The sequence below is a fragment of the Pandoraea sp. E26 genome (assembly GCF_000681415.1).
Lineage (GTDB): Bacteria > Pseudomonadota > Gammaproteobacteria > Burkholderiales > Burkholderiaceae > Pandoraea > Pandoraea pnomenusa.
Window position 1 is genome coordinate 25,903 of record NZ_AYXJ01000032.1, and the last position, 24,406, is coordinate 50,308.

The 24,406-nt window shown below is 66.2% G+C and carries 20 protein-coding genes; 13 read left to right on the plus strand and 7 right to left on the minus strand.

What is annotated here, in order from left to right; all coding sequences use genetic code 11:
• Window positions 1-42: 42 nt before the first annotated feature.
• The 6 genes from W930_RS0120215 to W930_RS0120240 form a co-directional block, all read right to left on the minus strand.
• Window positions 43-1,143, minus strand: a complete 1,101-nt coding sequence (locus W930_RS0120215) for a hypothetical protein (protein WP_023872784.1) — start codon at window positions 1,141-1,143, stop codon at window positions 43-45.
• Window positions 1,144-1,433: 290 nt separating this feature from the next.
• Window positions 1,434-2,582, minus strand: coding sequence for a rod shape-determining protein RodA (rodA, locus tag W930_RS0120220; RefSeq protein WP_023872785.1), 1,149 nt, complete (start codon window positions 2,580-2,582; stop codon window positions 1,434-1,436).
• Window positions 2,582-4,792 (minus strand): penicillin-binding protein 2, encoded by a 2,211-nt coding sequence (gene mrdA, locus W930_RS28265; RefSeq protein ID WP_023598107.1) that lies wholly within the window; start codon window positions 4,790-4,792, stop codon window positions 2,582-2,584. Before mrdA ends, rodA begins: the two co-directional genes overlap by 1 nt.
• Before the next feature lie 52 nt (window positions 4,793-4,844).
• Complete coding sequence (mreD, locus tag W930_RS0120230) at window positions 4,845-5,357, minus strand: rod shape-determining protein MreD (protein WP_023598106.1); 513 nt, start codon at window positions 5,355-5,357, stop codon at window positions 4,845-4,847.
• 9 nt (window positions 5,358-5,366) lie between these two features.
• On the minus strand, window positions 5,367-6,335 hold the full coding sequence (mreC, locus tag W930_RS0120235; protein ID WP_023598105.1) for a rod shape-determining protein MreC: 969 nt from the start codon (window positions 6,333-6,335) through the stop codon (window positions 5,367-5,369).
• Between the two features lie 184 nt (window positions 6,336-6,519).
• The gene (locus W930_RS0120240) at window positions 6,520-7,563 is read right to left on the minus strand and encodes a rod shape-determining protein (protein ID WP_010805637.1); all 1,044 of its coding nucleotides are present in this window, start codon (window positions 7,561-7,563) and stop codon (window positions 6,520-6,522) included.
• Window positions 7,564-8,113: 550 nt separating this feature from the next.
• Here W930_RS0120240 and gatC point away from each other — a divergent pair.
• From gatC to W930_RS0120305, 13 genes are all read left to right on the plus strand, one after another.
• Window positions 8,114-8,413 carry an Asp-tRNA(Asn)/Glu-tRNA(Gln) amidotransferase subunit GatC gene (gatC, locus tag W930_RS0120245; RefSeq protein ID WP_023872786.1) on the plus strand — a complete coding sequence of 100 codons (300 nt, stop codon included), beginning with the start codon at window positions 8,114-8,116 and terminating at the stop codon, window positions 8,411-8,413.
• A 118-nt stretch (window positions 8,414-8,531) separates the two neighbouring features.
• Window positions 8,532-10,022: an Asp-tRNA(Asn)/Glu-tRNA(Gln) amidotransferase subunit GatA gene (gene gatA / locus W930_RS0120250; protein ID WP_023598104.1), complete on the plus strand. Its 1,491-nt coding sequence runs from the start codon at window positions 8,532-8,534 to the stop codon at window positions 10,020-10,022.
• A 98-nt stretch (window positions 10,023-10,120) separates the two neighbouring features.
• The gene (locus W930_RS0120255; protein WP_223272260.1) at window positions 10,121-10,537 is read left to right on the plus strand and encodes a hypothetical protein; all 417 of its coding nucleotides are present in this window, start codon (window positions 10,121-10,123) and stop codon (window positions 10,535-10,537) included.
• A 247-nt stretch (window positions 10,538-10,784) separates the two neighbouring features.
• Window positions 10,785-12,257 carry an Asp-tRNA(Asn)/Glu-tRNA(Gln) amidotransferase subunit GatB gene (gene gatB, locus W930_RS0120260; RefSeq protein ID WP_174234937.1) on the plus strand — a complete coding sequence of 491 codons (1,473 nt, stop codon included), beginning with the start codon at window positions 10,785-10,787 and terminating at the stop codon, window positions 12,255-12,257.
• Window positions 12,258-12,494: 237 nt separating this feature from the next.
• Entirely contained in the window at window positions 12,495-13,301 is an 807-nt protein-coding gene (locus W930_RS0120265; RefSeq protein ID WP_023598101.1) for a polyphosphate kinase 2 family protein, read from the plus strand.
• 493 nt (window positions 13,302-13,794) lie between these two features.
• Complete coding sequence (locus W930_RS0120270) at window positions 13,795-14,400, plus strand: type II secretion system protein (protein WP_023598100.1); 606 nt, start codon at window positions 13,795-13,797, stop codon at window positions 14,398-14,400.
• Between the two features lie 40 nt (window positions 14,401-14,440).
• On the plus strand, window positions 14,441-14,989 hold the full coding sequence (locus W930_RS29305; protein ID WP_081814418.1) for a toxin co-regulated pilus biosynthesis Q family protein: 549 nt from the start codon (window positions 14,441-14,443) through the stop codon (window positions 14,987-14,989).
• Window positions 14,990-15,035: 46 nt separating this feature from the next.
• Window positions 15,036-16,820, plus strand: a complete 1,785-nt coding sequence (locus W930_RS28275; RefSeq protein ID WP_023872793.1) for a secretin N-terminal domain-containing protein — start codon at window positions 15,036-15,038, stop codon at window positions 16,818-16,820.
• 1 nt (window position 16,821) lies between these two features.
• Window positions 16,822-18,183 (plus strand): type 4b pilus protein PilO2, encoded by a 1,362-nt coding sequence (gene pilO2, locus W930_RS0120285; protein WP_023598097.1) that lies wholly within the window; start codon window positions 16,822-16,824, stop codon window positions 18,181-18,183.
• Entirely contained in the window at window positions 18,173-18,676 is a 504-nt protein-coding gene (locus W930_RS0120290) for a hypothetical protein (protein WP_023598096.1), read from the plus strand. The genes pilO2 and W930_RS0120290 overlap by 11 nt, the downstream gene beginning before the upstream one ends.
• The gene (locus W930_RS0120295; protein ID WP_023598095.1) at window positions 18,660-20,384 is read left to right on the plus strand and encodes a GspE/PulE family protein; all 1,725 of its coding nucleotides are present in this window, start codon (window positions 18,660-18,662) and stop codon (window positions 20,382-20,384) included. The genes W930_RS0120290 and W930_RS0120295 overlap by 17 nt, the downstream gene beginning before the upstream one ends.
• A 39-nt stretch (window positions 20,385-20,423) precedes the next feature.
• Window positions 20,424-21,515, plus strand: coding sequence for a hypothetical protein (locus W930_RS0120300; RefSeq protein WP_023872795.1), 1,092 nt, complete (start codon window positions 20,424-20,426; stop codon window positions 21,513-21,515).
• Window positions 21,516-21,517: 2 nt separating this feature from the next.
• Entirely contained in the window at window positions 21,518-22,408 is an 891-nt protein-coding gene (locus W930_RS0120305; protein ID WP_023872796.1) for an A24 family peptidase, read from the plus strand.
• On the opposite strand, the gene W930_RS28280 is transcribed toward W930_RS0120305, so the two are convergent.
• Window positions 22,379-24,073: a GMC family oxidoreductase gene (locus W930_RS28280; protein WP_023872797.1), complete on the minus strand. Its 1,695-nt coding sequence runs from the start codon at window positions 24,071-24,073 to the stop codon at window positions 22,379-22,381. The genes W930_RS0120305 and W930_RS28280 overlap by 30 nt on opposite strands.
• Window positions 24,074-24,406 lie beyond the last annotated feature (333 nt).

A 24,406-nucleotide genomic window follows, 5' to 3' on the forward strand; every position in this document is an offset into this window, starting at 1 on the left:
TCGCTTGCAGGATTGGCTCATGCCCAGGCGCGCGGCCCGGCGTCACAACGTCTGGTTCGTCCGCATGCGATGCGCCAGCCGAACGGTGCGGGGCGACCGACTCAGATCGTCGATGTAGGCCTGACCCCGCTCGCTGCCGGCGGCGGAGGTGTCGCTGTCGCTGGACGCGGATGACGCCGCCGACGCCTGGCGGGCGATGTCGGGCGTGCGGGGTGCGCTGGGCGTGTCGAGTGTGTCGGGTGTGTCGGGTGTGCCGGATGTGCCGAGGGGGGCGGGGGATTGCGCGTGCAGCCTTGGTTTGGGGATGGGACGCTGGGGCACGGGGTCGTCGTCGGCCAGGATGCGTGATTGCGTGGGAAGGCCCTCGCCATGGTTCAACAAGGCGTTGTATGTGCGGATCAGGCCCTGTCGATCGGATTTCGGTGGCACCGGCGGCAGTGCTTGGGAGGCGGGTGGTGCGGTGCGGTCGTCGGAGTAGGGGCGTTCGGCACGATTCACCGAGGATATCGACGGGGAGCCATACGGGGAGCGATAGGGCGGCGGCGGCGTGTCGGGATGACCGCCGCAGGCCATCGTTTCGGGCGGACGGTCCAGCACGTGAAGCGCGCGACGGTTGGACGCCTCGATACCTTCACGCGTCGTTTTGTACCGCAATTCGACCGCCTTGCCCGGCGTGTATTCAAGCGACTCGCTCGAATAATTGGAGGCGCGCGACGGCGTGGGGCTCGCCGTCGGGCTTGCCGCGTCGAACCCATTGAACAAGCGCGACGACCGCAGGCTCGCCAGCGTGAGCATTGGATTCGGCTTGCCCGCCGCTGTGCGATGCGAGGCGGCGTCGGTAAGCGGCTTGCCGACGCCTGTGGCCGACCGGACCAGGTCGACCAGCTTCCTGGCGGGTTCGCTGTTCAGGCGCAGATGTTTCGGATTCAGGTGGCTGCGGCGCTCGCCCAGCAGGTCATTGCGTTTCATGAACGACATGGCGCGTCGGCATTGCTGTGGGTGAAGCAGGTATTTGTGCCCCTTGTAGACGACGAGCGTGCCGTCGTTCCTCATCGCGAATCGGAGCTTCGTGGGGTCAGCCGCCGCCAGATTGTCGATCAGGGGGGCGGAATTTGCGGCCAATGCCTGCAATGAGATCGTCATGCCAGAGCCTCTCTCGGTGAGTTGCACGTCGCGGGGCGTTGCGCCATGCCAGCGGGGCCGGCGTGGCGCGACGCCCCGCGCGCATGCGTTGTCGGGGTGGCATTCTTTTTATTCAAATTGCGCCGGGCGGTATCCCACGTTTCGCTCATTGAAATGAAGTGGCAAGCGGCGGTGCGGCACCGGTGAATCGGGTTCGGGACGTATCCCACGACGCGCGTTCGCGGCGACCGGCAAAAAAAACGGCAGGGCGGATGCCCTGCCGTCTTTCTGGGGTGATCGGGATAGACCTGCTAGCTCTGCATGAGGCGCTTTTCCCGCGCAACGCTCATCAGAATGCCCACCCCGAGACCGAGCGTCACCAGCGCCGTGCCTCCATAGCTCATGAAAGGCAGCGGCACACCAACCACGGGCAGGATCCCGCTGACCATGCCCATGTTCACGAAGGCGTAGGTGAAGAAAATCATCGTGACCGCGCCCGCGAGCAATCGGCCGAAAAGCGTGGCGCCGCTCGCCGCGATCACCAGCCCGCGCGCCACGAGCAGCAGGTACAGCAACAACAGCACGCCTTCACCGATCAGGCCGAACTCCTCGGCGAACACGGCGAAGATGAAGTCGGTGTGCTTTTCCGGGATGAACTCCAGATGCGCCTGCGTGCCCTTGAGCCAACCCTTGCCCGTTGTGCCGCCCGAGCCGATGGCGATGACGGACTGGATCGTGTGGAAGCCCTTGCCCAGCGGGTCCGACGTCGGATCCAGCAGTGTGCACACGCGGTGCTTCTGGTAGTCGTGCAGGACATACCATTCGACGTCGGGCTGACAGATCTTGTCTTCGAGCGCGAGGATCGTGCCGATGCCGAGCACGCCTGCGACGAGCACCGGCAGAATGAGTTTCCACGACAGGCCGGCCAGGTAGATCACGTAAAGTCCCGCGGCGGCCACCAGCAGACCGGTGCCGAGATCGGGCTGCTTGGCAATCAGGCCGACCGGCACGCCCAGCAGCGCAATGGCAACGAGATAGTCGAACCAGCGGATATTGCCTTCGCGCTTCTGGAAGTACCAGGCCAACATCAGCGGCATGGCAATCTTCATGATCTCGGAGGGCTGGATCACCATGCCGACGTTCAGCCAGCGCTTCGCGCCCTTCTTCGTGAGGCCGAACATCGCCACCGCAATGAGCAAGGCCACGCCCGCGGTGTACAACGGCACGGCGAACTTCATGAGCGTCTGCGTGGGCAACATCGCCAGCACCCACATCAGAATGAACGTGAGCACGATGTTGCGGATCTGGTCTTCCACGCGCCCGGGTACGTCGATGCTCGCGCTGTAGAGCGTGACCAGCCCCACGCAAAGCAACAGGAAGACGATCAGGGCGAGTGGTTTGTCGAACGCGGCGAAAACGCGTCGGACCTGCTCTTTCCAGGTGTGTTTGTCGAGCGCCATCATGGCGTTGCTCCTTTCGCGCCCTGGGCCCGGATGGCGGCGCGATGACGGGCCTCGTCGGCGACGGTCGGGCTCACGGCCGGCGTCTCGCGCTTCGGCGTGCCCGGAACGGTACCCCCCGCGGCGGATGCCTTGGCGTCGCGTGCGGGCGTGGCCGAGGTCGCCGCCGCCGTTGCCGTTGCCGCCGTCGCGCGTGCACCGAGTTCGGCCGCGCTCGCGGGCGGGGCGTCGGGCGTGGCCGAGACCGCCGTTGCCGCCGACGCCGCGGTGGCACCGGACGCCGCCGCTTGCAGTGCGGCCGCCTCGGCGGCGCGCTCCTTGGGTTCGTCGATGAGGTAATAGTCGAGCAGGCGGCGGGCGACCGGCCCGGCCTGGGTGCCACCCCAGCCGGCGTTCTCGACGATCAGCGCGATGGCGATCTTCGGGTCGTCGGCGGGGGCGAAGGCGATGAACAGCGCGTGGTCGCGCTTGAACTCGGGAATCGCGTTGTGGTTGTACTTCTCGTTCTTGCCGAGCGAGTACACCTGCGCCGTCCCGGTCTTGCCGCCCGCCTCGTACGGTGCGCCGGCGAAGGCCTGGCGCCCCGTGCCTTCCTTGATCACGCCGACCATCGCGCGTTTGACGAAGTCGATGTCGGCCTGCTTGTAGGGCAGGCGTGCGCTTTCCTTCGGCACGGTCAGCTGGCGCGAGTGCGTCACGGGGTCTTCGACCGCTTTCACCAGGTGAGGCTTCATCACCACGCCGTTGTTGGCCAGCGTGGCCGTGGCGTGGGCGAGTTGCAGAATGGTGAACGAGTTGTAGCCCTGACCGATGCCCAGGCTGATCGTCTCGCCGTCGTACCACTTCTGTTGCGCCGGCTTCTTGTACGCCTTGCGTTTCCACTCGGTCGACGGCAGGATGCCGCGCGCTTCGCCTTCGATGTCGATGCCCGTGAGCTGACCGAAGCCGAGCGGCGCCATGAAGTCGTGAATGGCGTTGACGCCGAGGTCGTGCGCGAGCATGTAGTAATACGTGTCGTTCGACACCACGATCGAGCGGTACATGTCGATCCAGCCCTGACCATTGCGCACGTCGTTGCGGAACGTGTGGTTGCCCAGGGTGAACGAGCCCGTGTCCTGGAAGCCCCAGTTGGGCGTGCGCTTGCCGAGCTCCAGCGCGGCGAGCGCCATGAACGGCTTGTACGTCGAGCCGATCGGATAGGTGCCGCGCAGCGGACGATTGAGCAGCGGCCGGTCGGGCGAGTTGTTCAGGGCGTCCCAGTTCTGCTGGTCGATGCCCTCGACGAACAGGTTCGGATCGAAACTCGGCGCCGACACGAAGGCGAGCACGTCGCCGGTCTTCGGTTCGATGGCGACGACCGCGCCGCGGCGTCCCGCAAAGGCCTGCTCGGCCACCTGCTGGAGCTTGATGTCGATCGACAGCACGAGGTTGTCGCCCGGCGTGGCGGGCGTGCGCGAGATCGTGCGCACCGGGCGGCCGCCGGCCGTCACTTCGATTTCCTCGAACCCGGTAATGCCGTGGAGCTGTGTCTCGTAGCTCTGCTCGACGCCGATCTTGCCGATGTAATCGGTGCCCTTGTAGTTGTTCACGTCGCGCCGGATGTCGTACTTCGCGCTGTCGCTGTCGTTCTCCTCGCTCATCGCCTCGATGCGCTGGCGGTCGCGCTGGGAGATCCGGCCGATATAACCGATCACGTGCGCGGCTGTCTCGCCGAGCGGGTACTGGCGGAACAGGCGAGCGTGCACGTCGACGCCGGGGAAGCGGAAGCGCTGCGCAGTGAAGCGGGCGACTTCCTCGTCGGTCAGCCGCGTGCGGATCGGCAGGCTCTCGAAGCTCTTGCTGTCGTCCATGAGCTTCTTGAACCGCGCGCGGTCACGCGGCGTGATCTCGACCACATCGGACAGATCGGTGATCACGTCCTCGAGCGGGCGGCCGATCTTCGAGGGCGTGATTTCCAGCGTGTAGGCGGAGTAGTTGCGTGCGAGCACCACGCCGTTGCGATCCATGATCACGCCGCGGTTGGGCACGATCGGCGCGAGCGAGACGCGGTTTTCGTCCGCTTGCAAGGCGTATTGGTTATGACGGAAGACCTGCAGGTAGACGAAGCGCACCGCGAGCAGGCTGAAACAGATCAGCACGAAAAGCGCGGCCGCCGTCACCCGCAGATGAAACGTCTGCAGCTGTTGCTGGGGATTCTTGAACTCGGTCATGCTGAGTGGGCGGGCGGGGCTCGGTGGTGCTGTCGTACAGGCATTGTGCCCCTCAGATCGGACGCGTGTCGTCGCGGTCGACGGCCCGCTTCTGCGGTGCCAGCAGCAGGATACTGATGACCGGCCAGAGCAGCGCTTCGACGAAGCTTGCCGCGAGCGGCCACCAGCCCGGGAATGCCGCGCCGGTCGCCAGACGAATGATGAAGGGCACCACGTGCGCGAGCAGCAGCAGCGGCAGCACGGTCAACGCCTGACCGAGCAGTGTGAAGAACAGCACCCGGCGGTGAATCATGATCGCGCCGTACGACAGCAGCGTGTACGCGAGCGCATGCTCGCCCAGCAGTCCGGCGTTGTGCACGTCCATGAGCAGCCCCAGGACGAACGCCACGCCCATGCCGACCTTGCGCGGCTGATGGATGTTCCAGAACATCAGCACCAGCGCCACGAAGTCGGGCATGGCGGGGGCGTGCCCCCACGGCATCAGGTTGACCAGGAACGCCACCACGAGACTGAGCGCGATGAAGTACGGGTTGACCGGCAGCAGAATGTATTGCGGTCGTGACATGTCGATTCCTCAATGACCCTTGCGGGCGCCCGGCGCGAGCTTCGGATCCGCGCGCGTGCCGCCCCTGGGTGCCGGCTTGGCGCCGCTGGCGGACGGATCGGAGGCGCGCGCGAGATCGGCGGCGGCGTCGGGGTGCAGCGCGAGCGGCGTGGTGTATTGCAGCACCAGCACCTGACGCTGACTGCGCAGATTGGCCACCGGCTGACACAGGATGCGTGCAAACGCGGTGTCGGAGACGCGGTCGACCTTCGTAATGCGGGCCACGGGCAGGCCGGCGGGATAAATGCCGTCCAGGCCGCTGGTGGCGATCTCGTCGCCGACCTTCACGTCGGCCGACAGCGGAATGAAGCGCAGGTCGAGCACGTCGCCGCGCAAGCCGCCGTAGATCACGCTGTGCACGCCGCTGCGGGTGACCTGCACCGGCACCGCCTGTTCCTTGTCGGTGAGCAGCGTGACTTCGCTTTGCAGCAGGAAAACGCGCGAGACCTGGCCGAGCAGGCCCTGTTCGGTGAGCACCGGCGCACCGAGCTTCACGCCGTGCTTCGTGCCGCGATCGATCACCACGCGCTGCGTGAACGGGTCGCGCGTGTCGTATTCGATCTCGGCGGGAATGCTGGGCACGGGCAGCCGCTGGCGCAGATCGAGCAGCTGGCGCAGATGCTCATTCTCGGCGACGAGCTGATCGTTGCGCTGGGCCTGAACGGACAATGCCAGATTCTTTTCGCGCAGCGCGCTGTTTTCGCCGGTGAGCTGCGATTCGGTCGAGAAGAAGCTCGCGACCCCCAGAATGGCATCGCGCGGCATCAGCATCATGCGTTGCACGGGATAGAGCGCGGTGCCGACGACGGCCCGGACCCGCTCCAGCGTGTTGTAGTGCGAGTCGACCACGAGCAGGCCGATGGCGAGCGCGACGAAACAAATCAGCCGGGCCAACGCCGACGGTCCCTGTTTGAACAGTGGCGGCGGACTGTACTGCATGGTGGGCCCTTCAGGGAAGCACGCGCAGCGAGACGCCGCGGTGCACGAATGAGGTCAGTCGGGTGCGACGCAGCGGCATGAGCGCAGGCGCCGCGCGCGGGGTCTTGCTGCGGGGCAGGTCATCCGGGGCGAGGTGTGGGGGGAAAGGTCCCACCGCGCCGGATGACGAACCACGCACGTTGGCTTACTCGTAGGAGAAGATGCTGCCGAGCTTGTCCATGCGCTCGAGCGCCATGCCCGAACCGCGCACCACGCAGGTGAGCGGGTCTTCGGCGACGAGCACCGGCAGGCCGGTCTCTTCGGCGAGCAGACGGTCGAGATCGCGCAGCAGCGCGCCACCGCCCGTGAGCATCATGCCGCGCTCGGCGATGTCCGCGCCCAGTTCCGGCGGGGTTTGTTCGAGTGCAATCTTCACCGACGACACGATCTGGTTGAGCGGATCGGTCAGTGCTTCGAGGATTTCGTTGCTGGAGATGGTGAAGGCGCGCGGAATCCCTTCCGAGAGGTTGCGGCCCTTGACTTCCATTTCCTTGACTTCCGAGCCCGGGAAGGCCGAGCCGATTTCCTTCTTGATCGCTTCGGCGGTCTGTTCGCCGATCAGCATGCCGTAATTGCGGCGGATGTAGTTGACGATCGCTTCGTCGAACTTGTCGCCGCCCACGCGCACCGAACCCTTGTAGACGATACCGCCCAGCGAGATCACGCCCACTTCGGTCGTGCCGCCGCCGATATCGACGACCATCGAGCCCGTGGCTTCCGACACCGGCAGACCGGCGCCGATGGCGGCGGCCATCGGTTCTTCGATCAGGTATACCTGCGAGGCGCCGGCGCCGTGCGCGGCTTCCTTGATGGCGCGGCGCTCGACCTGGGTCGAACCGCACGGCACGCAGATGATGATGCGCGGCGACGGCGAGAACAGACGCGACTCGTGAGCCATCTTGATGAACTGCTTGATCATCTGTTCGGTCACGGTGAAGTCGGCGATCACGCCGTCCTTCATCGGGCGGATCGCCTCGATGTTGCCGGGCACCTTGCCGAGCATCTGCTTGGCTTCCTTACCGACGGCCTGAATCGTCTTCTTGCCGCTCGGGCCACCTTCCTGACGAATGGCGACGACCGACGGTTCGTCGAGAACGACGCCCTTGCCGCGCATGTAGATGAGGGTGTTGGCCGTGCCCAGGTCGATGGCCAGGTCGTTGGAGAAATAGCTGCGAAGAAAACCGAACATGCAAAATCCTGTGTTTGCGTGAGGCCGTCCCAATGGATGTGACTGGGACGGCGGCCTGTCATCTGGGTTCCGGCCTGTTCGCAAAAAAATCGCCAGGCGCTGCTGAGCGGCTCGCGAAACGTGCGGACAAACCGAGGAATGCTGTACCGGGCAGGAGGCGGGGCTGCCGTCATAAATCCGTCGCGTCAGGGTCTTCCGATGGACTGCGCGATCGTCTGTCGCGCCCCCCGAACGCGTCGAGGCCCGCTTGCGCGACAGCGTCGAAGGGTGCAAAAACACGCTCCGACGCAAATTTAATGCGCAATGATACCTTATAATTTCGCAGGTTTTGCAGGAAAAACAAGCACGTTCACGCCACATTCGACGCCCCCGCCGTGCACGCGGGGAGCCTTGCGGCACGGCGTGCCGGCGGTCCTGCGCAGCCCGGTGCGCGGATTGAAATGATGGGAATATTCCCCTTTGTTCGCAGAATCTCCGCATTCTGTCCCTAATTTCGGCGTCGGACATGCACCCGGCTGCTCCTCAATGCGCAATTTTTCGGGATTTCTTCATGGCTTTGAATCTCTCAGACGTCAAACGCATTGCCCACCTCGCGCGTCTCGAGCTGGCCGATGACGAGGCGGCTCACATGGAAAAGGAGCTCAACGGCTTCTTTGCGCTCGTCGAGCAGATGCAGTCGGTCGACACGGCCGGGGTGGCACCGCTTGCGCATCCGATCGAACAAATTCAGGCGGTGGCTCAGCGGCTGCGCGCCGATGCCGTGACCGAGGTGGTCGACCGCGACGCGAACCAGCGTCCGGCGCCCGCCGTTCAGGACGGCCTCTATCTGGTGCCGAAGGTCATCGAATGAGTCCGGCGGGCCACGCGAGCCCGACCCGGGCCGCACGCCGGGCGCTCGCGTATCCGCGTCGTGCCGCGCCGAGCGGTACCGCGCACTCCCTCACGCGCCACCCAGTACAGCAGCCACCATGGAACAAGATCTGATTCATCTGCAGGATTTGCGCGCCGCGCTCGACGCCAAGCGCGTCTCGAGCGTCGAGCTCACCCAGCACTACCTGGACCGCATTGCCGGTGCGGCCGACCTGAATGCCTTCGTGCACGTCGACGCCGAGGCGAGCCTCGCGCAGGCGCGCGCGGCTGACGCCCGCATTGCCGCCGGCGACGGCGCGAACCAGCCGCTGCTGGGCATTCCCGTTGCGCACAAGGACGTTTTCGTCACCCGCGGCTGGCGCAGCACCGCCGGCTCGCGCATGCTGGAAAACTACGTGAGCCCCTACGACGCGGCCGTCGTCGAGCGTCTGGCCGATGCCGGCATGGTCACGCTGGGCAAGACGAACATGGACGAGTTCGCCATGGGCTCGTCGAACGAAAACTCGCACTTCGGCCCGGTGAAAAACCCCTGGGACACGCGCGCCGTGCCGGGGGGCTCGTCCGGCGGGTCGGCTGCCGCCGTGGCCGCGCGCCTCGCCCCGGCAGCCACCGGTACCGACACCGGCGGCTCGATCCGTCAGCCGGCCGCCTTTTGCGGCGTGACGGGCATCAAGCCGACCTATGGCCGCGTGTCGCGTTACGGCATGATCGCGTTTGCCTCGTCGCTCGATCAGGGGGGACCGTTCGGGCACAGCGCCGCGGACTGCGCGTGGATGCTCAACGGCATGGCCGGCTTCGACGCGCGTGATTCGACCAGCCTCGAGCGCGCCGACGAGGATTTCGCGCGCGGTCTGGGCAAGCCGCTCGACGGCGCCACGGCCGACAAGCCGCTGGCCGGTCTGCGCATCGGTCTGCCGTCCGAGTACTTCGGCGAAGGCCTCGACGCCGACGTGCGTGCCGCCATCGACTCGGCCCTGAGCGAATTCGAGAAGCTCGGCGCCGTGCGCGTGCCCGTCTCGCTGCCGAAGACGGAACTGTCGATCCCCGTGTACTACGTGCTGGCTCCCGCCGAAGCGTCGTCCAACCTGTCGCGTTTCGACGGGGTGCGCTTCGGCCACCGCGCCGCGCAGTACCGCGACCTGCTCGACATGTACAAGAAGTCGCGTGCCGAAGGCTTCGGCACCGAGGTCAAGCGCCGCATTCTCGTTGGTACGTACGTGCTCTCGCACGGTTACTACGATGCCTACTACCTGCAGGCCCAGAAGATCCGTCGCCTGATCGCGCAGGACTTCCAGAACGCGTTTGCCCAGTGCGACGTGATCATGGGACCGGTGGCGCCGTCGGTGGCGTGGAACCTCGGCGAGAAGAGCGCCGATCCGGTCCAGATGTACCTGGCCGACATCTACACGCTGTCGGTGAGTCTGGCGGGTCTGCCGGGGATGAGCCTGCCGGTCGGGCAGGGACGCGACGCGCGTCCGGTCGGCCTGCAGCTCATCGGTAACTATTTCGACGAAGCCCGCCTGTTGCAAGTGGCCGACGCGTTCCAGCGCGCGACCGACTGGCACAAGCGTGCGCCGACGGGCGTCTGATCATGCGTGCCCCCCAAGTGTCGACCAGGCTCTCTCTCGCGCGCGCCGGCATTGCCGGGCCGGCCGGTGTGGCGTCAAAGGTGCTCGCGCTGGCGGGCATGGCGCTCACGCTCGCGTCGTGCTCGTTGCCGATCGGGCGGCCCACGCCCATTGCCTACCGCGAGATCAATCTGTCGGGCTATTGCTCGCAGACGGACGAAGACGGCTTTCGCGAACAGGCGACGCTCAAGGTGTCGGCCAACCAGGTGCAGACGCTCGACTGGCGTCTGTGGGTCGGCAATCGCGGCAGCTGTCACTTCAATCTGGCGGACTTCCACCAGACGAAATGGCGCCCGAGCATCGAGCTGCGCGCGAACCGCGGCAACTGCCAGCTGCTCATCTGGCAGGACCCGGGCAACGTGACGATCGGGCATGCCAATTGCGAGTCGTACTGCACGCCGGGCATTTACCAGAACGCCTGGCCGGTGAGCTTCGATCCGCGCTCGGGGATTTGCGCGGCGGATACGCGCCGGTGACCGGTCGTTCGTAAGGGATGTAAGGGTCGTAAGGGTCGTAAGGAGTCGGAGCCGTAGCGGATGACCGGCGGATGACCGGCAGGTGATCGGCGGGTGATCGGCGAACGGGCTCGTGGGTTGACGCGCGGGCAGGCAGGTCGGCTCGACGCAAAGGAAGAACAGGCCGGGGCGTTCCCCACGTGGGGGCGACTGGCGTCGACGGCGGGGCGAGCGCGCCACGCCGACAAGTTGAGACAGGGTGAACCTTATGCAATGGGAAGTCGTTATTGGTCTGGAGACGCACGCACAGCTCTCCACCGCTTCCAAGATTTTCTCGGGCGCGTCGACGCAGTTCGGCGCCGCCCCCAACACGCAGGCCTGCCCGGTGGATCTGGCGCTGCCGGGCGTGCTGCCCGTGCTCAATCGCGGCGCGGTGGAGCGCGCGATCGAGTTCGGTCTGGCCATTGGCGCCACGATCGCGCCGCGCAGCATTTTCGCGCGCAAGAATTACTTCTATCCCGATCTGCCCAAGGGCTATCAGATCAGCCAGTACGAGATCCCGGTGGTGCAGGGCGGCTCGCTGAAGATTCAGGTCGACGCCGACCCGCGCACCGGCCGCGAGGCTTATGAAAAGGTCGTCACGCTCACGCGCGCGCACCTGGAGGAAGACGCGGGCAAGTCGCTGCACGAGGACTTCGCGGGCATGACGGGCATCGATCTGAACCGCGCCGGCACGCCGCTGCTGGAGATCGTGACCGAACCCGACATGCGCAGCGCGGCCGAGGCCGTGGCTTACGCCAAGGCGCTGCACGGCCTGGTCGTGTGGCTCGGGATCTGCGACGGCAACATGCAGGAAGGGTCGTTCCGTTGCGACGCGAACGTGTCCGTGCGGCCCGTCGGCCAGAAGGCGTTCGGCACGCGCGCCGAGATCAAGAACCTGAACTCGTTCCGCTTTCTCGAAGAAGCGATTCAGTACGAAGTGCGCCGTCAGATCGAACTGATCGAGGATGGTGGCGAAGTGGTGCAGGAAACGCGTCTGTACGATCCGGACAAGAAGGAAACGCGTTCGATGCGCAGCAAGGAAGACGCGCACGACTACCGCTACTTCCCGGACCCGGACCTGATGCCGCTCGTGATCGACAGCGAATGGATCGATCGCGTGCGCGCCGCGCTGCCCGAGCTGCCTGCGGGCATGCAGGCGCGCTTTGTCGAAACGTATGGCCTGTCCGACTACGACGCCGCGGTGCTCACGCAGTCGAAGGCGCAGGCCGCCTACTTCGAAGCCGTGGTCGCCAAGGCCGGCAAGGCGAGCGCCAAGCCGGCCGCGAACTGGATCATGGGCGAGCTGTCGTCGCTGCTCAATCGCGAAGACCTGACCATCGAGGCCAGCCCGGTCTCGAGCGCCCAACTGGCCGGATTGCTCGCACGCATCGCCGACAACACGATCTCGAACAAGATCGCCAAGGAAGTCTTCCAACTGATGTGGGAGGAGCGTGCCACCGACGACGCCGCCGCCGATCGCATCATCGAGGCGAAGGGGCTGAAGCAAATCACGGACACCGGTGCGATCGAGAAGATCATCGACGAAGTGCTGGCGGCCAACGCCAAGTCCGTCGAGGAATTCCGCGCGGGCAAGGAGAAGGCGTTCAACGCGCTGGTCGGTCAGGCGATGAAGGCCACCAAGGGCAAGGCGAACCCGGCGCAGGTCAACGAACTGCTCAAGAAGAAGCTCGGCGCCTGAGTCGGCCGGGCCGTTCCACGCGAACGCTGCCTCAAGCGGCTCATCCGGCATTTGCTCATGATCGGCGTTCCGATCCGGACGCCGCTTCGGCCCCGGTGGCCTGAAGGAAAACGCGCGGTTGCCTCACGGCACCGCGCTTTTTTTGCGCGCGACTGAACTGGGGCGCTTTTTCTATGACCCGCGCAAAGTGCGAGATACTGCCGGTTGGCCGGCCAGGCATGTCACGAGGAGTTGGCGATGTTCGAGAAATACCGCGTAGCGCTCGGCAAGAAGCTCGACCTGTCGGCATTCGATCCGGCCGACAAGCCGTTCGCCGGCGACAGCAAGGATGACGACAAGGTGCGCATGGCCGAGCTGGCCCTCAAGCTCGACGAATTGCAGACGATCCTGCACGCCAACAGCAAGCATCGCGTACTGCTGGTGCTGCAGGGCATGGACACCGCCGGCAAGGACAGCACCATTCGCGCCGTCTTTCAGAATGTCGACCCGCTCGGCATTCGCGTAGCCAACTTCAAGGCGCCGACACCCATCGAGCTGGCGCGTGACTTCCTGTGGCGCGTGCACAGGGTGGTGCCCGCGGCGGGCGAACTCGTGATCTTCAACAGGAGCCACTACGAAGACGTGCTCATCACGCGCGTGCACGACTGGATCGATGCCGACGAATGCAAGCGCCGCTACGAGCACATCAATCAGTTCGAACGTCTGCTCTCGGACAACCACACGCACATCATCAAGTGCTTCCTGTACATCTCCTCGGAAGAGCAGCGCAAGCGCCTGCAGGAGCGTATCGACGATCCGAACAAGCACTGGAAATTCGAGCTGAACGATCTCAAGGAACGCAGCTTCTGGCCGCAGTACACCAGGGCGTACGAGGCAGCGTTATCGGCCACCTCGACGGAATATGCGCCGTGGTATATCGTGCCCTCCGATTCGAAACGCCACCGCAACCTGATGGTGGCCGAGTTGCTGGTGCACGCGTTGACCGAACTGAAGCTGACCTACCCGCCGGGCAGGCCCGAACTGGCCGGGATGAAGGTGGAGTGAGCCGTGCGGGCAGCGTCGTTCGCGCTGCCCGGCGACAAGGTGGCCAGCGACGCCGGCCGAAAACGCGGCGATGCGCCCGCCGAACTCACTCCACACCCTTACCCTCATCCGGCCGTGTCATCCGGCTTGTGAATCTGCTGAATTCCCCCGTTTGCGCTCGCCTTTGTGAGTCCTCGGCTTGCGTCTAGTCACATTCTGATTTTTTTCTGACCTCTCGCCCGCCGCCACGTGGGCCGCATGCGTTCGCGCGTTCGTATTGGCGTGCGTTTCGTCCGTATCGGAACGGTTTTCGCGGTGCGCACGGCGGTGTCGGAAATGGCGCATGGATGGGCGACTTCTTGCTTGCGCCCAATGTCAATTTGCGAAAGACGCGTGCTGCACGCCACAACGCGAGGCTCGGCGTTGGGGCATAAATCGGCCCTGTCGTCGCGAGCGAGGTATCTCGGAGCGCGGCGTCGTTTCTTTCAACCTCTCGAAAATTCGGATCGGAAAAATGACTGTACGTACCGACGCAAACGCCATCGCGAAACGCAATACACCCCGGATTCAACGACTGCGTCAGCGCCGGCAGCGCGGCGTCACCCTGGTGGAACTCTCGGTCGCCGTCGCCGTGATGGGCCTGATCATGGCCGGCGCGATGGTCGGTGTGCCGCGGCTCATGAACAGCGTGAAGCTCTCGCAGGAAATGAAGGACTGGCAGATGTCGGCGCTGGCCGTGCAGAACGGTGTGGCCTCGGGCATCCTCACGACGCAATCGACCCCGGAAAAGATCCTGGAGATGGCCGTGGCGGAACCGTTCAATCGCACCAACGGCGGCAAGTCGCTGCTCAATCGCTTCGGCGGCAACATCACGATCAATCCGGTGCCGGGCACCACGTATCCGTCCAGCGGCGTGATGGTCAAGTCGGTCGGCTATCCCAGCGCGCAGTGCGAGGAATTCGCCGCCAAGATGATCGGCACGTTCGCCACACTGAGCATCAACGGCGCGGAAATCAAGAAGGGCGACGCGGTCGACAAGACCAAGATCGTGGACGCGTGCAAATCGAACGGCGGCAGCGACGTCACGCAGGCGGATCTGGACTTCACGATCGCCGGATGAGAAGGGTTCCCGGGGGACCTGATATGGAGGCGGACCGAACATGACTCTTTCCGGCATGCGTATTGCCTCGCTCCTGGCGGCGCTGGGTAGCGGAATGTCGCCGGTGCACGCGCTCGAAGCGGGGGCGTCGGCGCCCGGTGCGACGTGGACGTTCGCGAGTCACAAGCCGCTCACGCAGGCGGCCGGCGCCGACCCCGAGACGCCGGCAAACCGCCGTCCGAGCCAGGCCGGGCAGGCGCTGGAGGCGCGCGGCGGCGATCTCCGGCCGGCGCCCGTCGGCGGCGCTCAGCGCCTTGTGGCGCCACCGGGGGCCTCGCCGTCGCCTGGCGCGGCCGGTCTCGAACTCGTGCTGCGGCCGGCGGACGGCCGCATCTCGCAGGCCATGCGGCGTTACGCCGAGCGCCACGGCTGGCAGCTCGCGTGGGAAATCGAGCGCGACTTCCCGATCGAGTATCCGGCCACGTTTCGCGGGGACTTTCTCGGCATCGTCGAACAGATCGTGCGCTCGCTGCAGAACACGGACGCGCCGATTCGCGTGAAGGTGTACGACGCCAACCGCGTGCTGCGCGTGGTGCACGCCACACAATGACAAGTGCCGCGTCTCGCGCGGCCAATGACTACGGAAGCGGTAATCCATGAGAAAGCGACTCGGCGTGTTGTGCGCCATCACGTTACTGGCGGCGTGCGGCACGCCGGGGATGCTGACCAGGACGGACGAGAACGTCACCGAGACGCGTGCGGCCGCACAGTCGTCGATGGCAACGCACTCGGCGCCGCCGATCCGCGCCATCGAGCACGTCGACGGCGCGTGGCTGTCGAAGAAATCGGTTGCCGTGAGCGCGACCGTCGCACTTCCCGAATTCTTCAAGCGCAATGTGCGCTTCTCGACCGGCGCCCCGCTGCCCATGTCGGTGTTGCTCGCGCAGGTCGCGCGTGGCAACGGGCTGACGATTCGCCTGGCTTCCGACGTGGCGTGCGACACCGCCGGCGACATGGGCCGCGACCTGCGCGACGGCAGGAGCGGACCAGGCGGATCCGTCGGTCATGGTGCCGGTGCCCTCTTTCAGGTGAACTGCACCGAGTCGGGCGAGCCTGCCGTGCCGCTGCAATACCAGGGCACGCTCTCCGGCCTGCTGGATACCATCGCCCACCGGTCGGGCACCCACTGGCGCTATCGCGACGGCGTGGTGCAGTTCGCGCGCTATGTCACGCAGACCTTCCAGATCAAGATGATGCCCGGCAGTTCGTCGTATCGCGCGTCGGTCGGCAAGGCCTCGAAGATGAAGGCCGATCGCGGTTCGACCGACGGCGGCGGGGGCGGCACGCCGGGCGGTGTCGACCTGAGCTTCAACGCCGATGCGAACGTCACCGTGGCGTCGGAACTCGACTATTGGGCGGACCTCGTCAAGACCGTGACGGACATGCTCTCGCCGGGCGGGCGCGTGACGCCGTCGGTCGTCACGAGTTCGCTCGTCGTCACCGATACGGCGGACGTCGTCGAACGGGTCGCGCGTTACATCGACGCCGAGAACGCCGTACTTGGAAGGCAGGTGAAACTCCGGGTGCAGGTCTATTCCGTCGATTTGACCGAGCGTTCGGCGGCCGGCATCGACTGGAAGCTGGTGTACCAGTCCGCGAGCGGCCTGGTGGCGGGCTTGTCAGGTCCGGCGCTGAGCGGCGGTTTGATGGGCGATCGCGGCGGCCTGAGTCTCACCAAGATTCCGAACGGGCGCCTGGCCGGCTCCACGGCATTCTTCAAGGCGCTCAGTCAGCAGGGGCGCGTGAGCACGGTGATCGACACCACGGTGGTCACGTTGAACAACCAGCCCGCGCCGGTGGCCGTCACGCAGAATCAGGGCTTTGTCGCGCAAACGAAGATGACGCCGGGCAACTACGGTGGGCAGGCGGTGGTCACGGCCGAACAGGCAGTGCTGACCACGGGCTTCGTCATGAACCTGCTGCCCACGCTGATGGATAACCGCAGCGTGATGCTTCAGGTGCAGATCGATATGTCCGATCTCAAGCGGCTCGAGAAGATCAACCTGCGCACGGGCAAGGAGTCGGAGAGCGGTGGCGACGGCGCGAGCGCGCGCGTGCGGCTGGGTGACGACGGCAAGGGACCGCGCGTGGACATCCGCGACGACGGCGATGCGCGGGACCGGCGAGATCGGCGCGATCGCAGCGACGACGGCCTGGGCATTGGCACGTTCATGCAGTTGCCGCTGACCGCGTCGGTCCAGACGATGCAGCGCGCTTCGCTCAAATCGGGCGATACGCTTGTGCTCAGCGGCTTTCGCCGCAAGGATGACAGCACCGACCGCGACGGCATCTTCAACTACCAGGGCGGCACGAAGGAGGCGCACCAGCGCGTGAACGAGATCGTGATCCTGATCTCGCCGGAACTGACCGAGGGCGTGTGACATGGGGCGCGCATTGTCGAATCACCTGGTCGTGGGCGCGCAGTGGGAGACGCTCATCGGGCTGCAAAAGGAGATGGCCGAGATCCGCAGTCTCGCTCGCAGCCGCGACGCCTCGCACTTCGTCGTGATCGACGACGGCGCGGGGACACGTACCGTGGGTCTTGTGTCGTTGCCCACGCACGCCGCCGACGGCACCGAGCCTGGCGGCCCCGCGCTGGCGTGCCTGCTCGGCGCGCTCGTCGACGGACCGAACGTCGCCTTCCTGCATCCCGACCCCGACGATCCGGCCATGATCCTGTTCGTCACGCTTCGGGACCGGCGTCCCGAGCTCGATCTGAGTGTGCCGGCCGAGCAGATCAGGCCGCGTCTCGAGCAATGGTGTGCCGAGGTCGACGGGCCGGTGAAAATTGCGGGCGTCCAACGCGCCAATCTGCCGCATGCCGACGTGGTGCTGACGCTTGACGACATCGTCGCTTCCTCCGGGCACGAAGCGCTTGCGCAGGCGCGTCTGAAGCCGGTGCGGAAGGCCTTGCCCACGCGGGCCATCCGGCTCGCGGGCGGTGTGCTGGTCATGCTCTTGGTCGTGGCGGCGGCCGGATGGTGGGGGTGGCGATGGTACGACGACGCGCAACAGGCCAAACGCGCGGCCGCCAATCGGGTCGATCCGATCGAAGCGTACCGGCAGGCGCTGGCGCGGGCCATCGCGGCGGAGCCGTTCTCGGCCGGCGCGTCGTACGCGCGGCACTTGCAGCGTGTCGTGCAGCAGTTGCCGGCGAATGCCGGCGGATGGCGACCGGCGAGCATCGATTGCAAGGCGCAACGATGCGAGATCGACTGGCGCCGTCGTGACGGCGGCACCTTCGACCTGCTCCTGTCGCAACGGCCCGATGCCAGGATCGTCGATCTGGACCACGCTCGCGAAACCGTCTCGATCGCGCCGGACGAGGCGCATGCGGCGAGCACCGTGGTGGCGTCGCTGGGCGCCGCGAAAGGCGATGCCTCGGCCCGGAACGAGATCGAGTCGCTGGAAGACGACGGCGAGGCGCGCGTTACGCCGGTGCCACGAAATCAATTCCTGCGCACCGCTGGCGCACGACTTCAGGCGTTGGGCGACTACGGCATGGACATCGCGCTCACGATGCCCGAACCGCTCGTGCCCGTGCCGCCGGGCGTGACGTCGCGCGACGACGTGCCGCCTCCGCTGTCGAAAGGCGAATGGAAGATGGCCGGGCATCTGGCATTCGTCGATTCGGTCGCCGGCCTGATGATGCGGGCGGGCAACATGTCGCTCTCCGAGCTGAAGGTCGTGATCGACGACGGCAAACCCGTCTTCTCCGCCCAAGGAACCTACTATGTCCATTAAGTCCTTCCACCCGGCATGCGTGGTGCTGCTGGTCGCGCCGTGCATGCTCGCGACGGCTGCCGGCGCGCACGCCGAAGAGACCATCGACGCGTTCGCGCGCGCGCATCTGAAGGCGTCGCAGGCGGCGCAGGCCGCGAAGGATGCCGGGGAGGCGCAGGCCGCCCACAAGGTACCGGGGGCGGCTGTGGCGAGACCGGCGCGCCCCGACGTGCCGCCCGAGCTGCTCTTCATCTACGGCGTGGAGAACACGACGGTCGCCTATCTTCGCGTGGACGGCCGCTATGGCCGCAACGTGACCCGCGGCGACAAGGTGGGCGACTGGCAGATCGTGGCCATCGGCGACGATTTCGTCGACGTGCGTCGTGGGGCGCAGCGGCGCCGCCTGTTGCTGCCCAACACGTTCGGCGCCGCGCCCGTGGCGCCGGAGCAGGCCGAGGATCGTTCGGCGGGCGGACGGGCGTCGCCGGAGTTGTCCTATGCGTCCCCTCGCTGAGCGTCTGCGCGCTGCGCTGCTGCGTCTGGGGCGCCGCTCCGGTGCGCGCGTCATGGCCCAGCCCATTGCCGACCTGCGCGAGCCGGAGATCCAGGCGTTCGGCTGGCGGCAGGACCTCGGCATCACGTTGGCGGGTGCCGAGCACGGCTCGCTGGTCCTCGTGGCGATGAAGCCGCGCCTGTATCTGGTGTTGCTCGAACACACGACATTCCTGCGCACACAGGGCTCCGATCTGCTCGAACGCTTCGACCAGGCGGTGCGCGCCAGGCATCGCCTCGATCTGGAGGGCATCTACGTCGGCACCACCGAAGAAATCCTGCTGATGCAGTCACGCCTGCAGCAGCAGGGCGACGGCGACGACCGGCACGACGAGCGCCGCACCGGGGCCTATCGAAATTTCGATCTGATCATCGAGCGTGCCATCGACGCGGGGGCGTCGGACATTCACTTCGAATTTCGCGACAATCGCCAGGTACGGGTGCGCATGCGCATTCATGGCAAGCTGCGCGTGACGGGCGAGAGCGATCGTCTCGCACGCGACTATCACGCGATGCTCGATGCTGTGTCCGCTGCGTACAACTCGCGGGCCGATCCGAGCAGTCGCAGCCACAATCATTTCGACGAAGCGCAGCACCAGAGCTGCTCCATTCCGGTCACGCTGCGCCAGCGCAAGTATCAATTGCGCTTCCAGAGCGTGAAGGAGAATCGCGGGGTGGACGTGGTGCTGCGCCTGCTCGTGAACGAGGCGACGGAAGGCGACGTGCTTACGCTCGCGCAACTCGGTTACTCCGCCGACCAGATCGAGATCCTGGAAGACGCGGTGCATCGCAGCCCCGGGCTGACCGTCATCGCGGGCGAGACGGGGTCGGGAAAGTCGACGACGCTGCGCACGCTCATGACGTACGAGCGCGACTCCGGCAAGAAATTCTTCTCCATCGAGGATCCCGTCGAGTACATCCAGCCACACATGACGCAGATCCCGATTCAGCGTCGTGCGGAAGACGGTCCGGGAGATTCCGCGTTCGGCGCCGCCGCGAAGGTGCTGCTGCGGGGAGATCCGGACAAGCTCATGCCGGGCGAGATTCGCGACGCGGAGACCGGGTCGTTCGCGAAGTCGATGACGGAGACGGGCCATCAGGTGCTCTCGACCGTGCATGCGTCGAGCGCGTTCGGAATCGTGTCGCGCCTCGTGAGCGACGAGATCGGCATGCCGCTGGCCGCCGTGGCCGCGCCGAATTTTCTCACGGCGATCATCTATCAGAAGCTCATTCCGGTGCTCTGCGAGCACTGCAAGCGGCCCGCGCGCGAACGGCTCGACGATGCCACGCTCGCGATCATCGGTGCGTTGGGCGTTGACGCCGCGGCGCTGCGCGTGGAGGGGCCGGGTTGCGAGCGGTGTCACGGGCGCGGCACCAGTGGGCAGACGGTCGTCGCCGAAGTGTGCGAGCTGACCGACGAGTTGCTGGAGCTGTTGCGCGCCGGCCAGTTCTGGGAGGCGGAGCGCCACTGGCGCGCGAGCCACGACGGCGATCTCGCCAGCCCGAACATGACCGGCAAGTCGGCGATGGAGCACGCGATATTCAAGATGTCGCAGGGTCTCGTCGATCCGCGCGACGTCGAAGCGGCCTTCTGCAAGCTCAAGAAATTTCATCTTCGTCAGACGGCGTCGCCGGGCGGTGCCGCGTCGCGCCGGCTCGCCTGTGTGTGAGCGCGGGCGCGCCATGTCTGACACCTCCGGGTTCCTCTCATGATCGAAGCTGCCAACCGCCTGCTCGCCAGGCTCACCGCCGATCGCGATCCCTATCCGGGACTGGCGAAGGCGAAGCGGCGATTTCGCAAGAGCCGCGCAAAGTTCTACAGCGATTTCGCCGACGCCATCGAAGACGGCGCCAATCCGTTCGAGCTCTTCTCGCGCCGGTATGCGCGCGCCAAGGAGCGCCGCAATCCGATGGCGCCGCTTTACGCCGTCTGGCGCGACCGCGCGAGCTCGAAGAATCTGCAGAAGTCATGGGCGGGCACCATCCCCGACGAAGACCTGGTCGTCATCGCGGCAGGGGAGAAGGGTGACCTGCCCGGCACGCTGCGATTCCTCGCGCGCGTGGTCACGCTCCAGCAACAGACGCGCGCGGCCATTGCCGGCGCCGTGGCGCTGCCGATCTTCATGTCGGTGCTGCTCGCCGCGATTCAGCTCGGCGTGGCATACGGCATGATGCCGATCATGACGGAGATCATGCCGCCGGAGAAATTCCCACTCGTCGGCGCGGGACTGTACGCCATGTCGCGCTTCGTCGCCAACTGGTGGCCGCTGCTCTACGGCGTGCCGGTCGCGCTCGTCGTCCTGATGTCGCTGTCGTTCAGTCGGTGGACGGGGCCGTTGCGCCAGCGCGTCGATACCATCGGCCCCTACGCCGTGTACCGCGACGTGCGGGCGGGCGAGTTTCTGGTCGCGCTCGCTGCCCTGACCGGCGCGAAGACCTCGGTGTTCGACGCCATCTCCCTGCTGCTCGGGCGTGCGTCGCCTTGGCTGCGATGGCATTTGCTGCGCATGCGCGCCTCGCTCAAGAGCGAACGCAGCATGATCAAGGCGATGGACACGGGCATCTTCAATGAAGAGATCTTCGACCGGCTTGTCGAGTATTCGGGGCGGACCAACTTCGACGCCGGCATCCGCAAGATCGGGCTGATGACGATCGAGGAGGTGGCCGAGCGCATCAAACTGCGTTCGGCGACCCTGCGCTCGGTGTTGCTGGCGCTCGTGGGCCTGACCATCATCTTCACGGTCGGCGGCATGTTGCAGATCGGTCATGCGGCGGGCGAATACGCTCGCACGATGTTCTGACGATGCCGTCGTCACTCGATCCGCTCTGGCAGGCGCTGTACGCATTGCCCAACGATGTCGCGGTGGCGATGATGGGGTCGTTCGGCCTGCTCGTCGGAAGCTTCGTGAACGTGGTTGTGCATCGTGTGCCGCGCATGCTCGAAGCGCAATGGGCGCGCGAGGTGGCCGAATGGACTGGGCAATTGCCGCCGGTTGCGCCACGTTTCAATCTGGCCTGGCCGCCATCGCGCTGTCCGCGTTGCGAGACGCGCATCGCCCTGCGGCACAACATCCCCGTACTTGGTTACCTCTGGCTGCGCGGACGCTGTGCCGGTTGCGGCGCAAGGATCTCCATGCGATATCCGCTCGTCGAAGTGACGGTGGCGGCCATGTTCGCGGCGATTGCGTGGCACTTTCTGCCTTCGAGGCAGTATCTGCCCATGCTCGCCTGGTGTGGGTTCGGCGCGACGATGCTGGCGCTCGCGCTCATCGACGTGGACACACGCCTGCTCCCCGACGCGCTGACGTTGCCGCTGGTGTGGGCCGGACTGCTGTGCAGCGCCGCGGGGGTGACGCTGCCCGTCGACGCCTCCGTGACCGGGGCCGCGCTGGGATACGGGGCGATGTGGACGATGGCCGGCGCGTACCGCGCGCTGACCGGTCAGGACGGTCTGGGCGGGGGCGACGCCAAGCTCGTGGCCGCGTGCGGTGCGTGGCTCGGCTGGGTTGGCGTGCCGCTGATGCTCGCGTTCGGCGCCACCGCGGCCACGCTCGCCTTTGCCGTGCTGGCGCTCTGGCGCGGTCGCGCCGTGCGTGCACCGTTGCCGTTCGGACCGTGGCTGAGTCTCGGCGCGCTGGCGAGCGCGCTGTGGGGCGAGCCGTTCCTAGGTCTGTGGCTGTATCCGGGCGGCTAAGGCCGGCGTACCTTCCGACGGTGTCGACGACGCGCGCGCGGCGGCGGCGTTTGCCTGCGGCGAGCCGATGGCGTGCGCGAGCATCAGGTCGGCCGCCTTCTCGCCGATCATGATCGATGGCGCGTTGGTGTTGCCGCCAATGAGCGTGGGCATGATCGACGCGTCCACGACGCGCAGGCCCTCCACGCCACGCACCCGCAGCGCCGGGTCGACGACCGACGTCGCATCGCTGCCCATCCGGCAGGTGCCGACCGGATGATAGATGGTGTCGGCGCGTTCGCGGATCAGCGCGGTCAGCGCTTCATCCGATTCCACGCCGCGGGTGTGCAACTCCCGCCCACCGAATCGTGCGAGCGATGGCGCCGCGAGGATGCGGCGAATGACGCGTACGCCGCGCAGCAAGGTATCGACATCTTCCTGCGCCTGCAGGAAAGCGGGGTCGATGCGCGGCGCGTCGCGCATGTCCGCCGAGGCAAGCGTCACGCGCCCGCGGCTCCTGGGCCGCAATACGCAAGCGTGCAGCGACAGCCCGCGCGGCAGATGCAAGCGGCGATTGTGGTTGTCGCAAACCCCGACCAGGAAGTGCATCTGAAGATCCGGCCGCGCGAGCGCCGGATCGCTCTTCAGGAAACCACCGGCTTCGGCCACGTTGCTCGCGAACAGCCCGCGGCGTGTGCGCAGATATTCGAAACCCTGCGTGAGCAGATGCCAGAGCCCCGCCGGGGTGTAGCCGACCAGTTCGCGGTGCGCAACGTACTTGTTGATGATGAAGTCGATGTGGTCCTGCAGGTTCTCTCCCACCCCCGGCGCGTCGACGAGCACGGCCACACCGTGTGCGCGAAGTTGTGCGGCGGGGCCAATGCCCGAGCACATGAGCAGCTGCGGCGAGTTGAACGCGCCGGCGCTCAGCACCACTTCGGCGCGGGCGCGAATCGTCTCGAGCGCGCCGCGACGTTGCAGCTTGACGCCAGTCGCGCGCTTGCCGTCGAAGACGATGCGCTGCACGAGCGCGTCGGTGATGACATGCAGGTTCGCGCGCGATTTTCCATGCAGATAGGCGCTCGCCGCATTCCAGCGTTGCCCATCCTTTTGCGTCACCTGATAGATGCCCGCGCCTTCGTACTGCGGACCGTTGAAATCGTCGGTCACCGGAAATCCGGCCTCACGCGCGGCGTCGACGTAATGACGCGAGAACGGGTTGATCGTGCGAAGGTCGGCAACGTTGAGGGGACCTCCGCTGCCGTGCCACGCGTCGGTGCCATGCGTGTTGCGTTCGTTGTTCTCGCTGCGGCGGAAGTAGGGAAGCACGTCGCTCCATCCCCAGCCGTCGCACCCGGCCTGCGCCCAGTCGTTGTAATCGTCGGGGTGGCCGCGCGTGTAGATCATGGCGTTGATCGAGCTGGACCCGCCCAGGCCACGTCCGCGTGGCTGGTAACCCTGGCGGCCACCCAATCCCGCCTGGGGCGTGGTGCGATAGCCATAGTTGCGGCGCGAGCGAAACGGCACGAGTGCCGCCAGTCCCAGCGGCAGGCGAACGAGAAAGCTGTCGTCGGGCGGACCCGCCTCGATGAGCGCGATCGTGCACTGCGGCGCACCGTCGGCCAGTCGCGCGGCCAGTGCACAACCGGCCGAACCGCCGCCGACAATGACGTAGTCGTAGTCCATGCTGTCATCCTCCCTTGGATGGGCACTGCTATCGCTGTTGCGCGGCTGTCCGGCCGCTTTCTTTTGGCCGACGGATTCGCTCCGCACGGCGTGTCGTTCGACTTGTCGTGGCGCTTCTCTTCGTGCGTGATGCCATGCTGCGCATCGCGCGACCAGCGGCGGGCACACCTCTGACGGGCGGCACTTCGCGGCGGGGCTTCTCGGCGCCAAAGCGTCAATTCGCGGCGGCACTCATTGTAGGCAGACAAACCGTGTGCGCGGGGGGCAAGTGAAGCATTCCTCTAATTTCTGCGAACGTCCGACGCCAACCGCTATGATGAAATGATCGCCTCG

Bases quoted from the DNA above. Each gene is read 5' to 3' on its own strand.
- W930_RS0120300 (WP_023872795.1), top strand. From the start codon at position 20,424: ATGATCGAAGCTGCCAACCGCCTGCTCGCCAGGCTCACCGCCGATCGC.
- W930_RS29305 (WP_081814418.1), top strand. From the start codon at position 14,441: ATGACTCTTTCCGGCATGCGTATTGCCTCGCTCCTGGCGGCGCTGGGT.
- gatC (WP_023872786.1), top strand. From the start codon at position 8,114: ATGGCTTTGAATCTCTCAGACGTCAAACGCATTGCCCACCTCGCGCGT.
- W930_RS28275 (WP_023872793.1), top strand. From the start codon at position 15,036: ATGAGAAAGCGACTCGGCGTGTTGTGCGCCATCACGTTACTGGCGGCG.
- W930_RS0120290 (WP_023598096.1), top strand. From the start codon at position 18,173: ATGTCCATTAAGTCCTTCCACCCGGCATGCGTGGTGCTGCTGGTCGCG.
- W930_RS0120215 (WP_023872784.1), bottom strand. From the start codon at position 1,143: ATGACGATCTCATTGCAGGCATTGGCCGCAAATTCCGCCCCCCTGATC.
- mrdA (WP_023598107.1), bottom strand. From the start codon at position 4,792: ATGACCGAGTTCAAGAATCCCCAGCAACAGCTGCAGACGTTTCATCTG.
- gatA (WP_023598104.1), top strand. From the start codon at position 8,532: ATGGAACAAGATCTGATTCATCTGCAGGATTTGCGCGCCGCGCTCGAC.
- W930_RS0120240 (WP_010805637.1), bottom strand. From the start codon at position 7,563: ATGTTCGGTTTTCTTCGCAGCTATTTCTCCAACGACCTGGCCATCGAC.
- W930_RS0120265 (WP_023598101.1), top strand. From the start codon at position 12,495: ATGTTCGAGAAATACCGCGTAGCGCTCGGCAAGAAGCTCGACCTGTCG.
- mreC (WP_023598105.1), bottom strand. From the start codon at position 6,335: ATGCAGTACAGTCCGCCGCCACTGTTCAAACAGGGACCGTCGGCGTTG.
- pilO2 (WP_023598097.1), top strand. From the start codon at position 16,822: ATGGGGCGCGCATTGTCGAATCACCTGGTCGTGGGCGCGCAGTGGGAG.
- W930_RS0120270 (WP_023598100.1), top strand. From the start codon at position 13,795: ATGACTGTACGTACCGACGCAAACGCCATCGCGAAACGCAATACACCC.
- W930_RS0120295 (WP_023598095.1), top strand. From the start codon at position 18,660: ATGCGTCCCCTCGCTGAGCGTCTGCGCGCTGCGCTGCTGCGTCTGGGG.
- W930_RS0120305 (WP_023872796.1), top strand. From the start codon at position 21,518: ATGCCGTCGTCACTCGATCCGCTCTGGCAGGCGCTGTACGCATTGCCC.
- W930_RS0120255 (WP_223272260.1), top strand. From the start codon at position 10,121: ATGGCGCTCACGCTCGCGTCGTGCTCGTTGCCGATCGGGCGGCCCACG.
- gatB (WP_174234937.1), top strand. From the start codon at position 10,785: ATGCAATGGGAAGTCGTTATTGGTCTGGAGACGCACGCACAGCTCTCC.
- mreD (WP_023598106.1), bottom strand. From the start codon at position 5,357: ATGTCACGACCGCAATACATTCTGCTGCCGGTCAACCCGTACTTCATC.
- rodA (WP_023872785.1), bottom strand. From the start codon at position 2,582: ATGGCGCTCGACAAACACACCTGGAAAGAGCAGGTCCGACGCGTTTTC.
- W930_RS28280 (WP_023872797.1), bottom strand. From the start codon at position 24,073: ATGGACTACGACTACGTCATTGTCGGCGGCGGTTCGGCCGGTTGTGCA.